The organism is Desulfovibrio sp. GTC20076 (assembly GCF_055385905.1).
On the sequence record NZ_AP039366.1, the window covers coordinates 1,535,298 to 1,556,925 of the forward strand.

Here is a 21,628-nt window from a genome sequence, read left to right on the forward strand (position 1 = left end):
TAAAGGTCTTTGCCGCCCCATGGGCGGCTGTTGCCGGCGGCACGGCGCGGGCCGTTTCAGGCCCGGCCGCAACCGGAACGGCGCTGCGGGCCAGGGCAAACACGGCCACGCTGCGCCCGGTCAGACGCGCTACAAGCGAATATCTATCACGGCCTTGCTGCGCAACTGGCCAGTATAATCGTCAAAACGTTCCATAGCCTTGGGCTGCCGCAATATGGCGTCAATCTGCGGCTTGGCCTCTTCAAGGCTGAGCATTTTCACTCCTCCCCCTCCGGGGCGGAAGAGATGCACCTGGGCCTTATGCCCCTGCAAGTCAAAAAGCTCCGTCACGTCGCCCGGCTTCATCTTGGTGAGGCGGCCCTCCCACTCGGGATTCAGGCGGTCCCATTCCACCGGTCCCATATCGCCGCCCTTTTCCTTGTTGGGCGCGATGGAGTACTTGCGCGCGGCTTCTTCAAACGTCAGCGCACCGGAACGGATCTGGGCAGCGATGGAGGCGGCGTTCACCTTGGGAGAGTAAACCATAACCCCCATGTGCAGGCCGTTGCGGTCATACATGGTGTCCTTGTGGGCCTCATAGTATGCGCGGATTTCCTCGGGGGTGACCACCACCTTGCGGCCAACCTCCATGCTCATGATCTTCTGTCTTAACAGGCTTTTCTCAATATTGCCACGCAGTTCTGCAACGCTGCTTTTCTGTCTGGCAAGCTGTTCCTCAAATTGCTGCTTGGTCATGTTGCGACCCTGCATGAGCTTGGCAATCTCATTGTCAATGTCTGCAGGTGACACGCTGACCTTCAGCCTTCTGGCTTCCTGGGCAATGAGGATATCCATGATCATCATGTCCAGAACCTTGCGGAAAATAGCATCCACCTGTTTGGCGTCAGCGGGATTATCCGGATTAAGCCTGGCGCGCGCCATATCGGGCAGGGCATTTTTTTGCAGATCAAACATGGTAATGACCTGCCCATTGACCACGGCGGCCACTTTATTGAGCTGGGCGGCCTGCACGCCGCATGCAGCCACAAGTATGACCGCCAGCAGCAAAACAAGTGTCTTCCTCACGGGTTTCTCCCTCATGTAAGACGCAGTGCGCCTGTTTATCCTCAGATTTTTAGCCCAAAACAACGCGACATGCAATGTCTGCCCGGCAGAGGTGTCCCCGGCCCTATTCAGGCGACTTTGCGTCAAAATCTCCCGGTGTCTGCACCGCCGGCCGATCGCCACGGGGAGCAGGCCCGGCTTCAGCCGTTGCCGGATGCCTTGTGGCTGAACCCGGCAACACTGTCATGTACGCCAGAATACGGCGCATATGTAGCAAGACAAGAATATTACCAAAGAACCGAACGGGCCTGAAACACCCGCACAGCGGCGCACAGGCCCTCGCGCTACAGGCCCTGCCCTCCTGAAGTTCCCTGTCCGGGGCGCTCTGCAGCCGGGGCGCCCAACCCCTCTGCTTCTTCCTGACCGGTCTGGTTTTCGTTCTCCCCCTCTCCGCCGGGAGCAACACCGGCAGCGCTGCCGCCGGAGGTTTCGTTGCGCCCGGCCGCCCGGGTCGAAACCGGGGAGAGCAGATCAGCAACAAGGTCGGGATTCACGCGCACCTGGGCACGCGACAGGGCGGCCGTCAGCCAGTGCGCAAAAGCCGCTTCTTTTTCCCGCTCGCGCAGAATATTTTCTATAAGCGGATAGGCCTCGGCCACACTCATGACATGGGCCGGATTACGCCGCACCAGCGCCAGACCGAACCAGCGGTCACCCTCCTGCCGTGGCGGCAGACACTGCCCGGGAGCGAGCTTTTCCAGCCCTTTTTGCCATGCGTTGGGCAGTTGAGCAGCCCCGGCTTCTACACACTGCAAAAGCAGTTCGCCTGTCTGCTCTTCACGAACCGGGCCAACAGAGGCAAAAGACGCACAAAAGTTGTCCACAGCCTGCCGATCTACGGCGGAGGTCAAACAAATGTCCAGCGTTTCAGGCAAATTGAATTCCGTTTCGTGTCTCTTGTAATACCCCCGCACACTGTCAAGAGAAATACGGATGCCGGGCAAAAGAACACGCTTTTCAAAACTCTGCATGGCGAGGTAATCGCGCATGAGCAGACGCCATTCATTGCCGTCCAGCGATTCTTCGGCCAGAAAGCGCGCCAGTTCCTCTTCTCCGCCGTAATCCGCCCGGACATTCGCCACGGCGGACTCCACAGCCGACTCGGTGACAGGGATCTGCAGGCTGCGCAATTCCTGATTGACCAGAGCGTAAATGATAAGCGTACCCAGCGCATCGCCGTACTGGCGCTTCATGTTTTCCAGCGATGGACGCTGCATGGTGTCCAGAGCCGCCGAGCGGCCATCCAGCAAGGCCTGTACGGTACGCAGATAAATGGGTTCGCCGTTGACTGTTGCCACAACCCCCTCAGGCAGGCGGCCTTCAAGGCAACCGCCAAGAAACAGGCAGCAGACAAACAGGACAAGGCCGGGCAAAACGGAGAGGCGACGGCAAAGCAACGCGAGGCCTGCCGGACGAGCGCCATAAAAAGGGTGAAAAACGGAAGGCAGCAGAGGCATAGACATCCTTTTCCGACGGGAACAAATGCCGGAGAAAAACAGCCTGGCGGCAGAACGGACCGAAACGCCTGCAATCAGGCAGGGGCTTTTTCTTCGGCCTTTTCCGCAACGGGCATACGTATGTCTTCCAGGGCCTGCCGCAATCTGTCAAGCCCCCCGGCAAGAGGCATATCTTTCGCCAGCGGCAGGGTCAGCCCGGCCGGGGGCTGCATGCGCGCTCCGGGCATGGACGCGGCCAGCGCCACAATGCGTTCGGGCTGCACGGCCGTTTGCCCATCGGGCCAGGTCAGGCGCACATGCTCGCGGTGCACATCGGCCTTTTGCACCTGCAGTTCCGTAAGAAACTGCTTGAAATCCAGAACGGCCAGAAAGTTCGCCAGTTCCTCGGGGAAGGGACCGAAGCGGTCGCGTATGGAGAGGGCGATCTCTTCTCGGGCGGCCCCGCCCTGGGCGGAAGTAAGGGCCTTATAACAGCGCAGCCGTTCACGGCCATCGTCGATATACGATGCCGGAATATGGGCGGGCAGACCGAGAGTAAGCTCGGTTTCGCTGACCAGACTTTCGGGCGTGCCCTTGAGGCGACCCACGGCCTCTTCAAGCATTTCAAGGTAAAGGTCCAGCCCCACACGGCACATGTGACCGGACTGTACCTCGCCCAGTATATTCCCGGCACCGCGCAGACGCAAATCCTCCATGGCGACCTGAAAGCCTGCGCCCAGATAGTCCATGTCCAGAATGATACGCAGGCGCTCTTCGGCCACAGCCGTCAGCCGCTCGGCATCGGGAACCACAAAAAAGGCATATGCCTGCCTGTCGCTGCGGCCCACACGTCCGCGAAGCTGGTACAGCTGCCCCAGGCCGAACATCTGCGCCTGGTCCACTACAAGCGTATTGGCGCGGGGAAAATCCAACCCGGATTCCACAATGGATGTGCAGACAAGCACATCCAGTTCGCCGTGCCAGAATTTGTGCATGGTATCTTCAAGCTCGGCCTCGGACATCTGGCCGTGAGCCATGCCTACGCGGGCATCAGGAACAAGGCCGCGTACATATTCGGCCACGCGCTCCAGGCCCTGCACACGGTTGTAGACCCAGAAGACCTGCCCTTCCCGCTCGATTTCCCGCTCCAGCACCTTGCGCAGCACATTGTCATCCTTGCGCAGCACGGCGCTGGCCACGGGCTTGCGGTCCTGCGGCGCTGTCTCGATGATGGAAAGTTCGCGTATGCCGGACATTGAAAGCTGCAGGGTACGCGGTATGGGCGTGGCCGTGAGCGTCAGCACGTCCACGTTTTTCTTGAGAGCCTTGAGCTTTTCCTTGTGGCGCACACCGAAGCGCTGTTCTTCGTCCAGAACGAGCAACGTCAGGTTGGGCAGCTTCACATCACTGGAAAGGATACGGTGCGTACCGATGAGAATATCTATCTGCCCGGCAGCGGCGGCCTTGAGCACCTCTTTTTGCCTGGGCCGAGGCACAAAGCGGCTGAGCAGCCCCACATTGACGGGAAAGCCCGCCAGACGCGCCCGAAATGTCTGATAATGCTGCTCGGCCAGCACCGTGGTGGGACACAGCAAGGCCACCTGCCGCCCTTCGGAAGCAGCACGAAAGGCTGCGCGCAGGGCCACCTCTGTCTTGCCGAAACCCACATCGCCACACACAAGGCGGTCCATAGGACGCGGCCTGTCCATATCGTCCAGCACATCCTGGATAGCCTTGGCCTGATCGGGGGTTTCCTCAAAGCCGAATGTCGCCTCAAACTCGTGGTACAGCTCGCCGGGCGGATCGTAACGAAAGCCTTTGGTTACCTTGCGGTAGGCGTACATCTCCACAAGGTCGGCGGCAATCTTTTCAATGGCCTTGCGCGCCTTTTCCTTACCTGCCACCCAGGCCGCGCCGCCCAGACGGTCAAGGGCAGGCTCCACGCCTTCGGTTCCCTTGAAGCGCTGGATGAGGCCCAGCCTGTCGGCAGGTACGTAGAGCTTGTCGCGCCCGGAGTATTCCACCAGCAAAAAATCGTTGGCGGCGGCATTGAGATCAAGATGGTGCAGACCCGCAAAGCGACCTATGCCGTAATCCCTGTGGACAAGCAGATCTCCGGGCTTCAGGTCATCAAAAGAGTCCAGTCCCTTGAACACGCGGGAAGAGACCCGCGGCGTTTTTTCAGCCTTGGGGTAAAGGATGTCTTCGCCAAGCACCAGAACATCGTCCCAGACAAGCTCGGCTCCGGAGCGGAAAGGCGAAACCAGAGCGAACAGCCCCCGCTGCTCGGGCGCATACCTCAAGACGGGCACGATGCCGTCCTGCTCCGCAAGTTTCAGAAATTTTGCACGGCTTCTGCCCGAAGAAAAGCTTAACACAATCTGACGGCGGCTGCTCTTCCATTCCTTGAGACCCGCGGCGAGATGTTGCCAGGGGCGGTCCTGCGCCCCGGGCAGGGGGAAAAGATCGATAAAGGAATGCAAGGGCCGTTCGGGCAGGTCCAGCCCCCGCTCTTCCACGCCCATAACCAGTGGTTCGGCGTAAACACGCTGGAATGTGTTCCAGGGGGCGGGCTGCGAACTTTTGCGCAGCGCCAGTGATGCGGGTTGCGGCAGGGGGGCGTCGGCGGCTTCCAGCCTTTCCTTGAGGCTCAGGCGACCATCGCGCAGGACATCGGCACTGTCGCTTTCGCCGGGCAAAAGCCACAGGCTGTCTTTGGGCAGCCAGTCTTCAAACAGGCTTGGCGATGCAAGTACGCTGCCGGGCAAAAGCCCCAGACCGCCGCCATCCAGAGATTTTTTGAAAGAATAGCACTCGTTTTCGCTGATGCGGCCCTCGGCAAACATGCGGTCGCAACGCTCACGCGCCGCGGCAAGGCTTTTGGCGTCCAGGGCAAGCGGGCTGGCGGGCAGAAGAACCAGTTCATCACAGCCCTGCAGCGAGCGCTGGCTTTCAGCGTCAAAAACACGCATTTCATCCAGCGTATCGCCAAAAAATTCCAGACGTACCGGCTTTACATGACCTGTGGGAAAGATATCCAGAATATCGCCGCGGCGGGCCATTTCTCCGGGTCGCGTCACCATGGGGACACGTTCATATCCCCACTCAACGGCCTGATCCAGCAGCAGTTCAGGCGCATAGTCGCTGCCTTTGCGCAAATCAAGGTTGCGGGCGGCAAAAAAATCCAGGGGAATATGGCGCAGCAGAAGACTTTCGACACTGCAGACAATACAACGTGGCCGCCCCTGGGCAAGACCGTACAGGGCGGCAAGGCGCGCCGACCATGAGGCCCTGTCCTGCCACTGGCTCAGGGGCGGCAGGGTCAGGCATGGGCTGTTCCACTGAGGTTCTGAAACAGATTTGTCGGCCAGCGAAAGCTCGGGGGTAAAAAGCGTCAGCAAGGCGCGAGCGCTGTTATACTCTTCCCGGTCACGGGCCACCAGCACCACGGTACGCCCTTGGGTAAAGGCCTCGGCGGCGAGGCGGCAGCGTGTGGCCATGCCGCTGCGCTCGATATAAACCTGTCCTTCCTTGCTTGCCAGTACTGTGCTGAAATTACTCATGAAAATATTCCATACAGCGTACTTTTCCGGCACGCTGTAATGCGGGAGTGCGGCGTAGAACCGCAGTGTCATATGGTGGAGCGGCTATGGCGAAAACGCCCGCGCCCTTAAAGCGGCGAGGGGGCGGCCCAAAGGCCGCCCCCGGTCAACTATACCAATCTGCCTTGTTAGACGCCGCAGCCGCCGGAGCAGCCCGAGCATCCCCCCCCGCCGCTTTGTGGCAGGGGTACGGTGGGTTCCACCATAAAGCCCATGTGGGTGAGGTCGATTTTCACGCCCTCGATCTGGCCCAGCAGGTCTTTATTGATGCAGAAGGTAAAACCGCCCTGTTCTTCGCTCTGGTCATCTTCAGTGGCAGCGTCGATAGCCAGCGCAAGGCGCGGGCCGGTGCAGCCGCCGGGGGCAAGATAGATGCGGATATCGCTCTTTTCCTTGCCCTTGAAGTAGGCATCCAGTTCCTGACGGGCGCTTTCGGTCAATTCAAGCATGGTTCCTCCAATATTTTTCAAGTATATAAAAAATACCGAAAAACAGGCAGATATGCTTCATCGGCCAGCGGGGAACCAAGCCCGCCCTGTTAATGGCTGCCGCAGCTCGTGCAGCTGCTGCATCCGCCATCGCCGCTGGAAGCAAAGGGCACCTCGGGGGTAACCGTGAAGCCCATATAGGTCAAATCAATGGTGACGCCCTTCACTTCGTCCAGCAAAGACTGGCTCATGCAGAAGGTGTACCCGGCCTGTTCCTCGGTTGAATCCTGATCATTAGGCTCGTCCAGAGCCAGTGCGAGGCGCGGGCCGCCTCAACCGGCCGAAAGGTAGATCCGGATGGGATCCTTTTTCTTGTCCGCAAAGAAGGAATCGAGTTCCTTGCGGGCGTTGTCGGTCAACTGAATCATGGTGTCCTCCATATTTCTGGTGACCTAGTAACTAAGGCCATGCACCGGGCTTGTCAATTACCGGGGGACTTTTCTTCAGCCACAAAAAGCGTTAACCTGCTTTCAGCGAGACGTTACGGGAGGAAAGATGGCTACAACCCTGCTGCTTGAAGAACATGAAATGACCCGCATGCTGGAGCGCCTGGCGTCCCAGATTATGGAACGCCACGCAGACTGCGGGCATGTCATGCTTGTAGGCATCGAGCGGCGCGGCGCGGACCTTGCCCACCGCCTGGCAGGCCTGCTGCAGGAGCGCCTCGGTCACCCGGTGCTGCTGGGTACGCTGGATATCAATCTTTACCGTGACGACTGGACAAGCCTTGAGGCCCAGCCGCATATCGGCCAGTCGCGCATACCCGCAAGCGTGGACGGGCGCGTGATCGTTCTTGTGGATGACGTGCTCTATACGGGCCGAACCATCCGCGCCGCCCTTGAGGCCCTGCTGGACTATGGCCGCCCCAGGGCTGTGGAACTGCTGGCCCTTATAGACCGGGGTCATCGCGAACTGCCCATACATGCCGACTATGTGGGCCGCACGGTCAACACCAGCCGCCAGGAGCGCGTGGACGTGCTGCTCACCGAAAGGGACGGGCAGGACGCGGTTCACCTTACAGCCAGCCCCGCCTGATTTCAGGGGCAACCTGCCGGGACCGGATTTGCCTGAAGCATCTCCCGGCTGTAACCCTGCCGGGCGGCCACGCCGCCCCTGCCCACGGCCCAGGGCCGTGCGGCGCAACACTAAGGAGCGCACATGCCCAAGCGCAAGACCTGACGCAAACCCACAGGCTTCACGGTGTGGAGTATATGCGGGCGGCGGCGCGTCTCGAGGCTTGGGAGCATGGCGCGACAACCCTGACAAACGGTAATCCTCCGTCCGCGTAATGCGGCCATACAGGCCGCCTACGCAATGGGCGCACGCCCGCAAACAGGAGGAAAGCCATGAAACAGGGCTTCAATATTCTGTCCACCACCACGGGCATCATCGTGGTCGGCCTCATTTTCGGCGTATTGGCCGTATTGCTGCAACAGGCGGGCAATCCGGGCAATATGGGTATATGCGTGGTCTGCTTTAACCGCGACATTGCCGGGGCTGTGGGCCTGCACAGGGCGGACCTTGTGCAGTATCTGCGCCCGGAAATAATGGGTATGGTACTGGGCGCCTTTGCGGCGGCCATGCTTTTTGGCGAATACAAGCCGCGTGGCGGTTCGGCGCCGATCATCCGCTTTTTTCTCGGGGCCATCGCGGGCATAGGCGCGCTGGTTTTTCTGGGCTGCCCCTGGCGCGTCATCCTGCGCCTGGCCGGTGGCGACGCGCATGCCCTTTTCGGCCTTGCGGGCCTTATCGTAGGTGTGGGCATAGGCACGGTCTTTTTCCGCATGGGCTTCTCTCTGGGGCGCAGTCAGGGGCAGGGAAAAATATCGGGGCTGCTGCTGCCTGCGCTTATGATCGCCCTTGTGGCCCTGTATCTTGCCGACCCGCAAATCATCGGCGAACTTAAAAGCGGTGTGCTCTTCTATTCCATCAAAGGCCCCGGTTCACAGCATGCACCGTTCATCTTTTCACTGTGCGCCGGACTGGCCGTGGGCTTTCTGGCACAACGCAGCCGCTTCTGCACCATGGGCGCTCTGCGCGACGTCATCCTGTTCAACCAGTGGTTTCTGGCCCTGGGCTTTATCGCCATGTTCGCGGCGGCCCTGATCATGAATATCGGTTTCGGCTCCTTCCACTGGGGTTTTGAAAACCAGCCGGTTTCACAGCCCAATGACCTGTGGAACTTTATGGGTATGGTTACGGCGGGCCTTGCCTTTGCCCTGGCAGGCGGCTGCCCCGGGCGGCAGCTCTTTATGGCGGGCGAAGGCGACAACGATGCTGCCGTGTTTGTTATGGGCCTCATCGCGGGGACGGCCATGGCCCACAACTTCGGCATGGCCTCCAGCCCCGCCGGCATAGGCCCTCACGGCATGGCCGCCACTCTGGCCGGCCTTGGCATTTGTTTGTGCATAGGATTTTACAACTGCAAGCGAGGCGCGTAATGTCCGTACTTATAGATACCCGCGGTCTTTCATGCCCGCAGCCGGTGCTTCTCTTTCTCAATGCCGCCAAGGCGGGCGACGGTCCCTTCAGTGTACTTGTGGATAACGACGCCAGCCGCGAGAACGTCAGCCGCGCGGCCCGCAACCGGGGATTCTGCGTGGAACCCGTCGACGAAGGGCAAGGAGTCACCAAACTGGAACTGCACAAGGGCTAGATGTAGTGTTCCAATAGGTTGTTCACCCTCCCCCAAGTCGGTAAAGCTGGAGTTAACAGACAACAGCAAACCGATCGAGGGAGAAGGTGAACAGCCATAAGAATGCCAAACTGACCGCAAGAGGTCGAGAAGAAATGATACAGCGGATGCTGGACAATCCTGCCGCTACGGTGGCGGCAGGATTTGGAGTAAGCCTGCGAACCGCCAGAAAATGGATGAAGCGATACCGTGAAGGAGGTCTTGCTTCTTTAGCAGACGCCTCTTCCCGGCCTCGACATTGCAGAAATCGGCTGACGGAGCTGGACGTTTCCAGAATTTTTGAGTTGCGGAAAAAGCGACAGACTGGCGACGCAATCGCATTACGCCTTGGCCTGTGCCGCAGCACTGTGTTTCGTGCCTTGCGCAGACTCGGCTGCTCCCGGCTTTCTTCTTTGGAAGAAAAAGAGCCGGTACAGCGTTATCAATGGGCGAAGCCGGGGCAGATGCTTCATCTGGACATCAAGCGTCTCGGCAAGATTGATGGAGTTGGTCATAGGAAGACGGGGACACGGCAAGTCCGTCGGCATCGACCAGGTTGGGAATATTTACATGTATGTGTGGATGACGCTTCCAGGGCCGCGTATACGGCAGTACTGCCGGATGAAACGGCGGAATCTGCCATAGAGTTTTTGTGGTTTGCCATCGCGTGGTATGCTTCGCACGGCATCAAAGTAGAACGAATTCTGACGGACAATGGCGCTTGCTATAGGTCTTGGAAATTTCGAGACGCTTGCCGTGAGTTTGGAATAACGCATAAACGCACACGGCCTTATAGACCACAAACCAACGGCAAGGCAGAACGCTTCATTCGAACAGCATTGAATGAGTGGGCATACGCCGAAACGTATACCCACTCATGGAAAAGAACAGCTTATCTGTCGATATGGACGCATCGGTATAATTTCTTGCGACCACACTCGGCTCTTGGCAGAAAACCTCCAGCTTCAAGGCTAGGAGGGTGAACAACGTGTTGACACTCTACAGCTAGAGAGTTCTACTCTTGAAATGTTTTGTGGGAGGCCCCTTTTGCAACAGGGGGCCTCCCACAATCCACCCATCAACATCTTTATTCTTGTTTCAATCTGTTGCAGGAATGCTCCTGCTCTGAATCGGGGCAGGAGTTGGTGGGGAGCCAGAGGGCGTACTTTCCTGGCATACCGCTGCCCCAAAAGCGACTTGCCCAGGATGAAGGCCCGGACACAGCAGTCGACCCCATACCTGGCCACACGGAACAACGACGGATGACTTCAAAAGCCAACAAACAGCCGGGCGAGCGTCCGCCCGGCAGGATATCTGCATGGATAAAACACCAAAGGGCATACGCAAAACGGGCGGCGGCTTTATGGGCAACCTTTGCCGTGCCGCCCGCGCCCTGCTGGGCAAGAAAGCCAGAACGGACCAGCGGGCCGCCCACCCCGGCAAAGACGAACAGTCAGCAGCCCGCTCAGCTCGTGCCGTCAGTGACAGGGGCCTGCTGGTCTTTGCCCACACGGGCGAAGTCATCAAGGCAGAAAAACAGCTTCGCGCTGCCGGTCTTGACGTCGAAGTCAAGGGACCGCCGCCGCAGTTGCGCACCGGTTGTGATATGGTGATCGTGTTTGAGCTGGTGAGTCAGGCCCGTGTGCTGGAAATATTGCACAAGGAGGACATTGATCCGGAACAGGTGGTCAGCGCCCACGACGTGCTGCTTGAGCCGGTATCGCTTTACCAGGTCAGGCGTATGGGCCGCTGGATCATGGTACGCGCGGCCAATATGAAAATCACCCTGGACACCCGGGACGGCCGTATCGTGAACATTTCCGGCGGGGGCTGCCCGGACGTGCCGTGGCTGGCACACTGCCTGTGCGGCCTGCGCCTTGACGAGGCCCCGGAACCCCTGAGCCTCGGGCAGACGCTCTGCTGCTACAGCCTGCAAAAAGCCTTTGAAGAACTGCGGAGGCAATACTCATGTGGTACATAGCCGGCACTCTACCGGGGCCGGACCCGGTTTTTCGCGAAACAGCGGCTCAAGGCCCTGCCCGCATGTCCGACGGATGGCTCCACCTCGCGGACGACAGCGCCTTTCCCGTGCAGCGCGGTACCGAGGCTCTGGCCGCCACCGCTCTTCTGGCTTGCGAGGCTTTGGGTTTTCAGCCGCCCCGCCTGCTGCTGGCCGGAGACACAGGGTCGGGAGAAGGCAGCCGCGCCCTGTACGCCTGGCTTGCAGAGCATGCCGACACCCTGAACCCTGAAGGCATCACATTTCACTATCTTTTTCCCGATGTGGACTGGCACAACCGTGTGCTTATGGCCCTGCAGGCACTGCCCGCCCCGCCCGTGCTGGTGGCGGACGCCGGCTTTATGTATGTGGCCAAGATGAGCGGCTATGCCGACGCTTATGATCTTTTCACCCCCGACATTGGCGAAATGGCCTTTCTTGCCGATGAAAAAGCCCCGCATCCATTTTATACCAGGGGGTTTCTGCTGGCCGAAGAAGAAAACGTCGCCGCCCTGCTGGAAAGAGCCAACGCCCACGGCAACTGCCCGGCCCACCTGATCATCAAGGGCCGGATTGACCATATTGTTTGCGGCGGCCGTCTGACAGGCACGGTAAAAGAGCCTTCGGTAGCAGCGATGGAGTGTATAGGCGGAACCGGCGATCTGGTGACGGGCCTTGTAACGGCGCTTCTGGCAGGCGGCATATCCATGTGCCGGGCCAGCCTTGCGGCGGCACGCCTTGCCCGCCTGCTGGCAGAGCACTGCGCCCCTGATCCCGGCACCCAGGTAAGCGCCCTGCTGCAAAGCCTGCCGCACGTGCTTCACAATTATGCCGAGGAAGTGCTACGGCAATCCTGACCGTGTGCAGGGTTCCGCATGTTCGCCTGCGCCGCTTGCGGACAAAACGGCAGCATTCACCTCGCAACGGCCTTGCATTCAGACAGGTCACACCAGCCGGCTTGCAGCAGGCATCTCATGGCGGCTCTCCGCCACGGAACTGCATAAAAAACGGCGGCTGTGAAGACGCTGCCACGGAACTGCGGGCAGCCAGCCGCTACCCGTTCGCCCGCATAACGAAGAACGGCCCGTGCTTTTGGCACGGGCCGTTCTGTTTCAGGCTCTCTATCGTTCAAAATAGGTATAGCCGCGCAATCCGTCTTCAAAGGCCTGCATGACAGAAAACCTCTCGCTTGGCGAAATGCGGCCCTGCCGAACGGCCAGTTCCGCGGTGCTGCGCAGGTCTTCAAGTATGCGGCGAGGGTCGTACTCCACATAGCTCAGAATATCCGCCACAGAGTCGCCACGGATTTCACGCACGTACTCGTAGCTTCCATCCTCGGCTACACGGATGGACACCACGTTGGTATCACCCATGAGGTTATGCAGGTCACCCAGGGTTTCCTGATATGCGCCCACAAGGAACACGCCAAGATAGTACTCCTCGCCGTCGCGCAGGGGGTGCAGTTCCAGCGTGGGTTTCATGCCCTGGGGGTCGATAAACTGATCGATACGGCCATCGGAATCGCAGGTGATGTCCGAGATGATGGCATGACGCGCAGGGAACTCCCTGAGCCTGTGTATGGGCATGACCGGGAAAAGCTGGTCGATGGCCCAGGTATCGGGCAAGGACTGGAACACGCTGAAGTTGCCGTAATAGATGTCGGCCAGGCTCACATCAATGTCGGCCAGATCGCGCGGCACATTCTTGAGACGGGTTTTTTCCTGGGCGATGCGCATGATGATAGCCCAGAAAAAACGCTCGGCAATGGTGCGCTGACGCAGATTCACCCGGCCGGTGGAGAAAAGCTGACGCATTTCATCGCGGTAATAGATGGCGTCGTTATAGCATTCCTGCAGATTGCGCAGGCTGATGTTGGCCAGGGTTTCCCGCAGGTTCTGCACCGGCTCGGGCATGCCTTCGGGCAGGCTTTCTGGCAGCTGCACTTCTTCAATCATGCTGACGTCCAGCACGTTGAAAAGCAGCACCGAATAGTACGCCACGGTGGCGCGGCCGGACTCGGTGATGATGTGCGGGTGAGGCACATTTTCCTCATCCAGGATGCTCATGATGGTTTCCACCACGTCGGTGCAGTATTCATCCAGATTATAGTTGCGCGAAGAAATGAAGTTGGTGTGCGAACCGTCATAGTCCACAGCCAGGCCGCCGCCCAGGTCAAGATACCCCATGGGCGCGCCTTCCTGAATGAGGCCCACATAAAGGCGTGCGCCTTCCATCACTCCCGTGCGGATGTCGCGGATGTTGGAAACCTGCGAACCAAGATGGTAGTGCAGCAGCTTGAAGCAGTCCAGCATGTCGTGGCTTTTGAGGGTGTCCACCACGTCCACCACCTGCGCCGGGGAAAGCCCGAAGGTGGAGCGCTCGCCGCCGGAATCCGTCCAGTGGCCGCCAGCCTTTACGGCCAGCTTGGCACGCACGCCGATATTGGGGCGCACCCCGAGGGCCTTGCTGCGTTCCAGCAGCACGTTCAGCTCGCTGGGCATTTCAAGCACAAAAAATACGTTAAAGCCCATGCGCAGGGCCTGAAGGCCCAGGTCCATGAACTCTTCATCCTTGTACCCGTTACACACGATGCAGGCTTCCCTGTCCTGCATGAGTGACACTGCGGCAATAAGCTCGGCCTTTGAACCGACCTCAAGCCCGTGGTGGTACTGCGCGCCGAACTGGGCGATCTTTTCCACCACCTGCTGCTGCTGATTCACCTTGATGGGAAAAACGCCGCGGTAGGCTCCGGTATAGCCGAGATTTTTTATGGCCTTACGAAAACTTTCATGAATGTTCGCTATGCGCGAGTCCAGAATATTTTCCACGCGCAAAAGCACGGGCATGTCATAGCCCCTGTCACGCAGACCGGAGATGATCTCCGGAATGGAAACCTGCGGGCCTTTGGGACCTTGCGGGCAGATAACCACTTCGCCCGCATCGGAAACGTCAAAATATCCGGCCCCCCAATTGCGGATGCCGTACAGTTCGATGGAATCCTCCACCCGCCACTGCTGCAATGCGCGGTTTTTTGCCAATTCTCACTCCTTGTATCGCCCGGCGGGCGAGGGTTAAAATACTGCACCCAAAAAAGAGGCGTAATTATGCCGGTAAGAGGGTGAAAGTCAATATTGGCAATCCTGCGGAACAGGCTTTTTTTATCACCGCCCGGCCCCCCGGAAAAAGCCCCTGCCACAGGCTCTTGAACCTTGCGGCACCGGCCAGGAAAACACAAGACTCATTGAAGGCCGCCGCCCTCTTGACGCAGGGCGTGGCTTGCTTCACCCTGTGGACACCAGAACCCGCAGGCTTCTGGCACGGCCCGTTTACGGCCGTTCCGCAGCCATGTCCACGCTTTCTCTTTAAGGATATATCCATGACGCGCCCTGACAACCGCTTACGCATACCCTTTTTTTTCTGCACACGCCCTGCGCGGACGCTCCGGGCTTCAGGCCTGCTGCTGGCCCTGGTTCTGGCCCTGCTCCCCGCCCTGAACGGCTGTTCCGGCAATGAGCGGGCAAACTCCGGTCCGGCCCCGGCTCCCGTGCGCGTAACCCCGGTTATGCGCGCTGATGTGCCGCGTCTGCTGCACGTTGTGGGCAATGTGCGGGCTTCCGCCTCGGTGGGCGTCAGGCCCAGAGTAGCCGGAGAAATCCAGCAGGTCCACTTTACGGAAGGGCAGGACGTGCAGGAAGGCCAGCCCCTCATCACCATCGACCCGCGCCCTTTTGAGGCCGCCCTGCGCGAAAAGCGTGGTCTGCTGGCAAAATCACAGGCCCAGCTGAACAAGGCCCTTGATGACATGGCACGGTACGGCAAGCTGGTGGGCGGCGGCTATGTAAGCCGTGAGGCCTATGAGCAGACCGCGACCCAGGCCGCCGCACTGCGCGCTACCGTGCAGTCCGACAAGGCTGCCGTTGAAAGCGCGGCTCTTGACCTGTCATACTGTACGGTAGTGGCCCCCATCAGCGGTCGTGTGGGGGCCCTTAATGTGGACAGGGGCAATATGGTGAAATCCACGGATGCCGCTCCCGTGGTCACCATCGACACACTTTCGCCCATCTATGTGAGCTTTTCAGTTCCGGAAGCACACCTGCCCGTGATTCTTGACCGCATGGGCGGTGAGTCCGTCCCGGTTACGGCGACCCCCGCCGGAGGCCAGGCAGAACAGGGGCTGCTGACCCTGGTGGACAACAGCGTTGACACGCGCACAGGTACTATCCGCCTGCGGGGTACGTTTGAAAACGCCTCCCGCCGCTTGTGGCCCGGCCAGTTTGTGCAGGTGCAACTTCCCCTCGGCATGGGCAGCAGTGTGCTTACCGTGCCTTCCCGCGCTGTGCAGTCCGGCCGCGACGAATCCTATGTGTATGTGGTGGACGCCAAAAAAAATGCCGCCTACCGCCCGGTAAAAGTCCTGTTTGAGCACAATGACGTCAGTGTGGTGGAAGGGTCTGTCTCTGAAGGGGACAAGGTGGTGGTGGAAGGCCAGGTGCGCCTTGCGCCGGGGCTTCCTGTAAAGGAAGTCGAATAGGGCCGCCGGCAGCAGGCGTGGCGCGTTTCATCGCTCCAGGCGTTTCCGTGCGCCGGACGCCCGGACGCCTCAAAATCTGCCGTAAACCGCGCGGGTGACTGTCCCTGCTGTATCCCGGCGCACCTGTTACATCGGGCACATCGGGTACGCCAGATATTCGGAGTGAGCGGGACAGGCGCGCCAGTCAGCTGCCGAAAAATGCTCAGGCGTCCTCATTCTCCACAAGACGGCAGCAAGCCGAGCCGTTGCTCAGACCGGCAAGCGCCGGCTTGAACCGCTCCAGATTCTCTTCAGGCAGCAAAAGAATAAAATGCGCCTCGGCCTCATAGTTTTCATCCACGGCAAGGGCCTCAAAGCCGGGCAGCAGACGCCGCAGGGCGTCTACATGAGCGTACTCCACAGTAACAGCCAGACGCACCTGCGGCACTCTTTCCACCAGCGGCAGCGAGGCGAGGTTTTCACGCACGCTGTCCTGATAGGCGCGCACAAGCCCGCCGGTTCCCAGCTTGACGCCGCCGAACCAGCGGCTCACCACTACGCACAACTCCCCCACCCCGCTGTGCAGCACCACCTGGAGCATGGGGCGCCCTGCGGTTCCGTGCGGCTCTCCATCATCCGATGAGCCGATCTGTGCCGTATGCCCCGGCGCGCCCGCCGCATAGGCCCAACAGTTATGTGTGGCATCGGCATGGCGGCGTCGTGTTTCCTCCACAAAGGAGCGCGCTGCGGCTGGCCCCGGGGTGTGGGCGCACAGGGCAAGGAAACGGCTGCGCCGTATGACAAGCTCTGTGCAATGCGGCTCTGCGGCAGTGGAAGCGGGAACGGGGTAGCGGCTCATGAACGGTCCCCATCCGTCCGAAGGCCGGAGCCACCGCAGGAGGCGCCCTCCATATGGCCGAGGTGCGGAGCCTGTGCGGCATCAGAAGGGCAAAACTCGCGGATGCAGTCCAGAGCCAGGGGATAGCGCCTCTCCAGTTCGTTACGGCTGCCGAAGCACAAATCACTGAAATCAAAACCGGGAGCCACGGTGCAGCCCACCAGCGAGCAGGCTGACCCCGGCGCAGGTGTCGCGCCGAACCAGCAGCCGCCAGGCACGGCCCACTGCAAAACCTGGCCGTTCAGAATTCCCGGGCCGAGAAGCGTCTCATGAGAGCGCCCGTCCCGGTCTATCCATGCCAGCCGCAAGGGACCGCCCAGATGAAAGTGCCACAGTTCGTCCTGCCGTATACGGTGCAGACGCGAATACTGCCCTGCCCGCAATAAAAAAAGAATGGCTGTGGATACGGGACGGGGCCGGTCAAAACCACAAGGCAGATCCTGCGCTGCAAGCGTGTGGCCGCAACAGTACGTGCGGCGGTAATAGCCGCCCTCCGGATGCGGAACAAGGCCAAGATGATCAATAAGATGCTGTGGGTCCATGCGGGCAGTGTAGCCGCTGCGCCTTTCTTAGGGAAGAGCTTGTCAGGGGAAAAAACCGAACCGGGCATAAGGCAGGCTCATCTAAAAGAGCCGTGTATGCACCCTGCTGCGCGTCACGCCGCCGAGCCCCGGTTTTATTGACGGAAAGGAGGCTCCCCGGTAACCATATTTCCACAACGGCCGCAAAAAGATCACGCTCGAAGCAGGCAAGGCGCAGAGTCAAACGGGCATTGCCGCTGCTTTATGTAGCAACATACTGAAAAATATGATATACTGACTTAGCAACGTGTGAAATGACGGAGTGACCGGAAAAAAAGCTTTACAATAAGCGTGAGATTGTTTAAATAGGAATTGTTCTTGATAATAAAAAGCAGCAGCTTTACATAAAAGGAGTAAAAAATGGACAAGACTCAGGAAAATCTCATGACGGCCTTTGCCGGTGAATCCCAGGCCAACCGTAAATACCTTGCCTTCGCCCAGGTGGCCGACAAGGAAGGCCTGACCCAGGTGGCCAAGCTTTTCCGCGCCACTGCCGCCGCCGAAACCATCCACGCCCACGCTCACCTGCGTAATGCCGGCAAGATCGGCGACACCACGGCTAACCTCAAGTCCGCCATTGAAGGTGAAACCTACGAGTTCACCAAGATGTACCCCGAGATGATCAAGGACGCCGAAGCCGAAGGCAAGACTGCCATTGCCAAGTACTTCGACTTTGTGAACAGCGTGGAAGAAGTGCACGCCAACCTGTACAAAAAGGCTCTGGAAAATCCCGGCGGCCTGCCCGAAACCGATTACTACATCTGTAAGGTCTGCGGCTACACACACGAAGGCCCCTGTGACGACTGCCCCGTGTGCGGCGCCGGTACGGCTGCATTTTTCAATGCCAGCGAGTGCTGCAAGTAAGGCTGTTTCCGGCGGCCTGCCCGGTTGCCCGAAATGCCAGACCTGCTGACCGCATGGCGCTGGATGGATGATGGTTGGAGGAGCCTTTCGGCTCGGGGGCTGCCGCCAGACGGCAGCCCCTTGTTTTTATGACGGATACCTGTCTTCTGCCTGCCCATGCGGGCACTGGGCGCGGAGCGTATGCAGGAGCTGCCGCTGCCTGGGCCAGCCGTTATCTGTTCCTGTTGAAATAAAAATCATTAGATTCGCACTGTTGGATGTTTATTTTTCTGCATGTGGTGTTGCCGGGCCATGGCCGCGCGTGGCTTCATTCAGGCACATTCCGGCCATTTCGCAACACTGGTTTTCATTTTTACAAAAAATTCAACAAGATATTGAGACAGCCGCCTTTTGATTTGCCTTTTACCATAAAAAAGTTCATTATGAATTGATGTACGCCGGACCGGGCTTCCGACCGGGCGGCGCTTCTTTTCTGCGTTTCGGCAAGCACGCCGCGACGACTTTTACGTTCATTTCTGTATGCCTGGAGAACGTCTGTATGCGTCTTCTTTTCCGTTCACACATGTTTGCATTCCTTCTGCTCATTGGCGTTGCCGCGGCGTTTCCCGGCGTATCGTACGGCGCTGACGCAAAAGAGCCTGCCAAGGAAGCCTCCAATAAATTTGATGCCCTCAAACGCTTCAGCCAGGTTCTTGATCTGGTAGAGCGTTACTATGTACGCGACGTAACTCAGGGCGACCTCATCAACGGGGCCGTCAAGGGCATGCTGCAAGGGCTTGACCCCCACTCCACCTTCATGAGCACAGATGAATACAAAGAAATGCAGGAGACGACCTCCGGCGAATTCTTTGGCGTGGGCATAGAAATCTCACAGGAAAACGGCCAGATTACCGTGGTGACGCCCATTGAAGATACCCCGGCCTTCCGCGCCGGCCTGCAGCCGGGCGACATCATTCTGTCCATCAACGGCCAGCCTGTCCAAGAACTGTCGCTTCAAGAAGTGGTTTCGCGCATCCGCGGCCCCAAGGGATCTGAAGTGGAGCTGGTCATCCTGCACAACGACTCAAAAAACCCGCAAACTGTCCGTATTACGCGCGATGCCATTCCCCTCATCAGCGTCAAGTCCAAAAAACTCGAGGACGGCTATTACTGGATACGCCTCACGCGCTTTTCAGAACGCACCACCGATGAACTGAAAGACGCGCTCAAGGCGGCAGCAAAAGAAAGCAAAGCCAATGGCGGCATCAAGGGTATTGTGCTTGACCTGCGCAACAACCCCGGAGGCCTGCTTGACCAGGCCGTAAGCGTGGCCGATGCTTTTCTTGAAAAAGGCACCATTGTTTCCATCAAGGGGCGCCGCGAAAACACAGAACGTGTGTATTCGGCCAAAAAACAGAACGACGATGTGCGTGTGCCTATGGTGGTCCTGATCAATGCGGGATCGGCCTCGGCGTCTGAAATTGTGGCCGGGGCGCTGCGCGACCAGAAACGCGCCCTCATCATGGGTGAACGCTCGTTCGGCAAGGGGTCTGTGCAGAATATCATTCCCCTTTCCGATGGTTCCGGGCTCAAGCTCACGGTCGCCCTTTACTATACACCCAACGGCAGTTCCATTCAGGCCGAAGGCATTGTGCCTGACCTTGAAATCCCCTTTGAAGCGCCGCGTTCCGACGACAAGGACAATCCGCGCCTGCTCCTGCGCGAGCAGGACCTGAATCGCCACCTTGAAACCAAGAACGACAAAAAGGCTCCCAAGGGGAAAAATACGGCCAATGATGCCCAGGAGCAGCTTGCACGGGACAATCAGTTGCGCATGGGGCTGCAGATGGTCAAAAGCCTGCCCAAGATGAGTGAAATCAAGGCTCAGTAACGCCCTGAAACACAATCCAGTGGCGCATGTCTGATAAAAAACATACTACAAGCCTCCTGCCCGGCCGCTCATGGCTGGTCGGGAGGCTTTCCGCTTCATGGCGCGTGGCCCTGGGCGGCAGTCTCTGGCTGCTGGGTTGCCTTGCCCTGGCGCTCTGGCTGGGCCGTGGGGAAGAGGCCCCTTTCAGGACTGGCGGCAGCGACGCACCCGCGCAGGCTGAATACGGGCATGCCCGCGCTCTGGAATCCGCAGCGGGCGACAGCTCCCAGCCCTTCCATACACGCCTGACGGCGCTGGATATGGCGGTAGAAGAAGCCATGTCAGCTGCGCTGCCCAAGGCGCACTGGCGGCGCGAAATTCTCCCCGCGGCCTCCCATGCGGGCGACCGGGCCAACGGACCTGAAAACCTGCCGGAAATTTCCGGCATGCGCGCCTACACAATTACCGGTCCTTGCGCCCCCCTGCGCCTGGGACTGGCCCTGCTGGGCAGGTTTGCGGCACATACTGACGTTTTTTCCCCTCATGCAGGGGGCGCCGGACTTACGGCGCAGGCAGCGCCGCATGCAGACGCCGCTTCCTCCGGAACAGAAAAGGCAGGAGCAGGCAGGGCCGCGTCGGACGCTTCTTTCCTGCGCGACGGGAACATCCGCCTGTGCTGGACCAGCGACGGGCAACTGGAAATACGCGACCACGGCCGCCTGACGCACCGCATTCTTTTTCCCGGTCGCGAAGGCGAACTTGCAGGGCTGGATATTCCCCTGCCTCGCCCGGCCCTGGCGCTGGTCATTGACGACATGGGACAAAGCCTCGAAGCTGCGGGCGCGCTTGCCGCCCTGCCCTATGCCGTTACGCCCGCCATATGGCCACACGCGCCACACGCCACGAGCACAGCGGAACTGGCGGCGCAAAGGCGTATGGATGTACTCGTCCATGTGCCGATGGAGGCCCTGCCCCGAAAGGACGGAACCATTCCCAACCCCGGGCAGGGGGCACTGAAGGTCGGCATGGAGCCGCACCGCATACAGGCCATCCTTGAAGCAAACCTGGCGAGCCTGCCTACTGCCGTGGGCATGAACAACCACATGGGTTCCGCCTTTACAGGCGATGCGGCCGCCTGCCGCATTGTATGCGCCCGCCTCGCGGGTACAGGTTTTTTTCTGCTGGACAGTCTCACAACTCCCGGTTCGCTGCTGGCGCAGCAGGCCCGCGCCCTGGGACTGGTGAGCGCCAGCCGTGATGTTTTTCTTGATACATACCGCCAGACGCCAGCTATTCTCAAAGCTCTGGATCAGGCAGCAGTCAGGGCGCGTATCCGGGGATACGCCATTGCCATCGGCCATCCTTATGCCGAAACCCTGAGTGCCCTGCGGGCCTGGCAAAACAGTGAAGGCGTGGCGCTTGTCCCCTTGCGCCGCCTCATATGGAACATGGCTCTGGAACAAGCCGGAACAGCCACAAACACGGCTGCGGACAGCGCGTTGCAGATGCCCGTGCGCTAAAAGCGCTGCGGGCTGCCGCTTTCGGCACACGCTGGGCCTGCTGTGGCTGTTCCCGGGGCGCGGCCCGCCCGGCTTCTGAAAAATTTGCCTGGCGGATATGCTT

At 59.5% G+C, this 21,628-nt stretch carries 17 protein-coding genes and 1 pseudogene; 10 read left to right on the top strand and 8 right to left on the bottom strand.

Annotated features, from left to right (window positions below):
• Positions 1–129: 129 nt before the first annotated feature.
• From ACZ495_RS06725 to ACZ495_RS06745, 5 genes are all read right to left on the bottom strand, one after another.
• Positions 130–1,065 carry a SurA N-terminal domain-containing protein gene (locus tag ACZ495_RS06725; RefSeq protein ID WP_012624544.1) on the bottom strand — a complete coding sequence of 312 codons (936 nt, stop codon included), beginning with the start codon at positions 1,063–1,065 and terminating at the stop codon, positions 130–132.
• A gap of 323 nt (positions 1,066–1,388) precedes the next feature.
• Positions 1,389–2,561 (bottom strand): peptidylprolyl isomerase, encoded by a 1,173-nt coding sequence (locus tag ACZ495_RS06730; RefSeq protein WP_464262866.1) that lies wholly within the window; start codon positions 2,559–2,561, stop codon positions 1,389–1,391.
• A gap of 74 nt (positions 2,562–2,635) precedes the next feature.
• Positions 2,636–6,103: a transcription-repair coupling factor gene (mfd, locus tag ACZ495_RS06735; RefSeq protein WP_464262867.1), complete on the bottom strand. Its 3,468-nt coding sequence runs from the start codon at positions 6,101–6,103 to the stop codon at positions 2,636–2,638.
• Between the two features lie 167 nt (positions 6,104–6,270).
• Positions 6,271–6,591 (bottom strand): IscA/HesB family protein, encoded by a 321-nt coding sequence (locus tag ACZ495_RS06740; protein ID WP_012624541.1) that lies wholly within the window; start codon positions 6,589–6,591, stop codon positions 6,271–6,273.
• Between the two features lie 89 nt (positions 6,592–6,680).
• On the bottom strand, positions 6,681–6,998 hold the full coding sequence (locus ACZ495_RS06745) for an IscA/HesB family protein (RefSeq protein ID WP_081428279.1): 318 nt from the start codon (positions 6,996–6,998) through the stop codon (positions 6,681–6,683).
• Between the two features lie 127 nt (positions 6,999–7,125).
• Between ACZ495_RS06745 and pyrR the strand changes: the two genes are divergently transcribed.
• From pyrR to ACZ495_RS06775, 6 genes and pseudogenes are all read left to right on the top strand, one after another.
• Positions 7,126–7,665: a bifunctional pyr operon transcriptional regulator/uracil phosphoribosyltransferase PyrR gene (gene pyrR, locus ACZ495_RS06750; RefSeq protein ID WP_012624538.1), complete on the top strand. Its 540-nt coding sequence runs from the start codon at positions 7,126–7,128 to the stop codon at positions 7,663–7,665.
• A 311-nt stretch (positions 7,666–7,976) separates the two neighbouring features.
• Positions 7,977–9,071, top strand: coding sequence for a YedE family putative selenium transporter (yedE, locus tag ACZ495_RS06755; RefSeq protein ID WP_012624537.1), 1,095 nt, complete (start codon positions 7,977–7,979; stop codon positions 9,069–9,071).
• Entirely contained in the window at positions 9,071–9,286 is a 216-nt protein-coding gene (locus ACZ495_RS06760; protein ID WP_012624536.1) for a sulfurtransferase TusA family protein, read from the top strand. Before yedE ends, ACZ495_RS06760 begins: the two co-directional genes overlap by 1 nt.
• A gap of 86 nt (positions 9,287–9,372) precedes the next feature.
• Positions 9,373–10,313: pseudogene (locus tag ACZ495_RS06765) on the top strand (IS481 family transposase).
• Between the two features lie 309 nt (positions 10,314–10,622).
• Complete coding sequence (locus ACZ495_RS06770; protein WP_296985039.1) at positions 10,623–11,285, top strand: putative Se/S carrier protein; 663 nt, start codon at positions 10,623–10,625, stop codon at positions 11,283–11,285.
• A complete protein-coding gene (locus ACZ495_RS06775; protein WP_012624534.1) occupies positions 11,273–12,160 on the top strand; it encodes an NAD(P)H-hydrate dehydratase in 888 nt (295 codons plus the stop codon). The genes ACZ495_RS06770 and ACZ495_RS06775 overlap by 13 nt, the downstream gene beginning before the upstream one ends.
• A 264-nt stretch (positions 12,161–12,424) precedes the next feature.
• Here the strand turns inward: ACZ495_RS06775 and speA are convergent, their stop codons facing one another.
• Complete coding sequence (speA, locus tag ACZ495_RS06780; protein WP_012624533.1) at positions 12,425–14,341, bottom strand: biosynthetic arginine decarboxylase; 1,917 nt, start codon at positions 14,339–14,341, stop codon at positions 12,425–12,427.
• Between the two features lie 338 nt (positions 14,342–14,679).
• On the opposite strand from speA, the gene ACZ495_RS06785 reads away from it, so the two are divergent.
• Positions 14,680–15,834 (top strand): efflux RND transporter periplasmic adaptor subunit, encoded by a 1,155-nt coding sequence (locus ACZ495_RS06785; RefSeq protein WP_394027744.1) that lies wholly within the window; start codon positions 14,680–14,682, stop codon positions 15,832–15,834.
• A 202-nt stretch (positions 15,835–16,036) separates the two neighbouring features.
• On the opposite strand, the gene ACZ495_RS06790 is transcribed toward ACZ495_RS06785, so the two are convergent.
• Positions 16,037–16,672 carry a YigZ family protein gene (locus tag ACZ495_RS06790; protein WP_012624531.1) on the bottom strand — a complete coding sequence of 212 codons (636 nt, stop codon included), beginning with the start codon at positions 16,670–16,672 and terminating at the stop codon, positions 16,037–16,039.
• Positions 16,669–17,253, bottom strand: coding sequence for a cupin domain-containing protein (locus tag ACZ495_RS06795; protein ID WP_464262868.1), 585 nt, complete (start codon positions 17,251–17,253; stop codon positions 16,669–16,671). The genes ACZ495_RS06790 and ACZ495_RS06795 overlap by 4 nt, the downstream gene beginning before the upstream one ends.
• Before the next feature lie 399 nt (positions 17,254–17,652).
• On the opposite strand from ACZ495_RS06795, the gene ACZ495_RS06800 reads away from it, so the two are divergent.
• The 3 genes from ACZ495_RS06800 (at position 17,653) to ACZ495_RS06810 (ending at position 21,525) form a co-directional block, all read left to right on the top strand.
• Entirely contained in the window at positions 17,653–18,156 is a 504-nt protein-coding gene (locus ACZ495_RS06800) for a rubrerythrin family protein (RefSeq protein WP_012624529.1), read from the top strand.
• A gap of 538 nt (positions 18,157–18,694) precedes the next feature.
• Positions 18,695–20,026, top strand: coding sequence for a S41 family peptidase (locus ACZ495_RS06805; RefSeq protein ID WP_394026041.1), 1,332 nt, complete (start codon positions 18,695–18,697; stop codon positions 20,024–20,026).
• Between the two features lie 26 nt (positions 20,027–20,052).
• Entirely contained in the window at positions 20,053–21,525 is a 1,473-nt protein-coding gene (locus tag ACZ495_RS06810; protein WP_394026043.1) for a divergent polysaccharide deacetylase family protein, read from the top strand.
• The last annotated feature ends 103 nt before the right edge of the window (positions 21,526–21,628 follow it).

Excerpts from the sequence above, each read along its gene's own strand:
- ACZ495_RS06730 (WP_464262866.1), bottom strand. The coding sequence starts at position 2,561 with ATGCCTCTGCTGCCTTCCGTTTTTCACCCTTTTTATGGCGCTCGTCCG.
- mfd (WP_464262867.1), bottom strand. The coding sequence starts at position 6,103 with ATGAGTAATTTCAGCACAGTACTGGCAAGCAAGGAAGGACAGGTTTAT.
- ACZ495_RS06740 (WP_012624541.1), bottom strand. The coding sequence starts at position 6,591 with ATGCTTGAATTGACCGAAAGCGCCCGTCAGGAACTGGATGCCTACTTC.
- pyrR (WP_012624538.1), top strand. The coding sequence starts at position 7,126 with ATGGCTACAACCCTGCTGCTTGAAGAACATGAAATGACCCGCATGCTG.
- yedE (WP_012624537.1), top strand. The coding sequence starts at position 7,977 with ATGAAACAGGGCTTCAATATTCTGTCCACCACCACGGGCATCATCGTG.
- ACZ495_RS06760 (WP_012624536.1), top strand. The coding sequence starts at position 9,071 with ATGTCCGTACTTATAGATACCCGCGGTCTTTCATGCCCGCAGCCGGTG.
- ACZ495_RS06770 (WP_296985039.1), top strand. The coding sequence starts at position 10,623 with ATGGATAAAACACCAAAGGGCATACGCAAAACGGGCGGCGGCTTTATG.
- ACZ495_RS06775 (WP_012624534.1), top strand. The coding sequence starts at position 11,273 with ATGTGGTACATAGCCGGCACTCTACCGGGGCCGGACCCGGTTTTTCGC.
- ACZ495_RS06785 (WP_394027744.1), top strand. The coding sequence starts at position 14,680 with ATGACGCGCCCTGACAACCGCTTACGCATACCCTTTTTTTTCTGCACA.
- ACZ495_RS06790 (WP_012624531.1), bottom strand. The coding sequence starts at position 16,672 with ATGAGCCGCTACCCCGTTCCCGCTTCCACTGCCGCAGAGCCGCATTGC.
- ACZ495_RS06795 (WP_464262868.1), bottom strand. The coding sequence starts at position 17,253 with ATGGACCCACAGCATCTTATTGATCATCTTGGCCTTGTTCCGCATCCG.
- ACZ495_RS06800 (WP_012624529.1), top strand. The coding sequence starts at position 17,653 with ATGGACAAGACTCAGGAAAATCTCATGACGGCCTTTGCCGGTGAATCC.
- ACZ495_RS06805 (WP_394026041.1), top strand. The coding sequence starts at position 18,695 with ATGCGTCTTCTTTTCCGTTCACACATGTTTGCATTCCTTCTGCTCATT.
- ACZ495_RS06810 (WP_394026043.1), top strand. The coding sequence starts at position 20,053 with ATGTCTGATAAAAAACATACTACAAGCCTCCTGCCCGGCCGCTCATGG.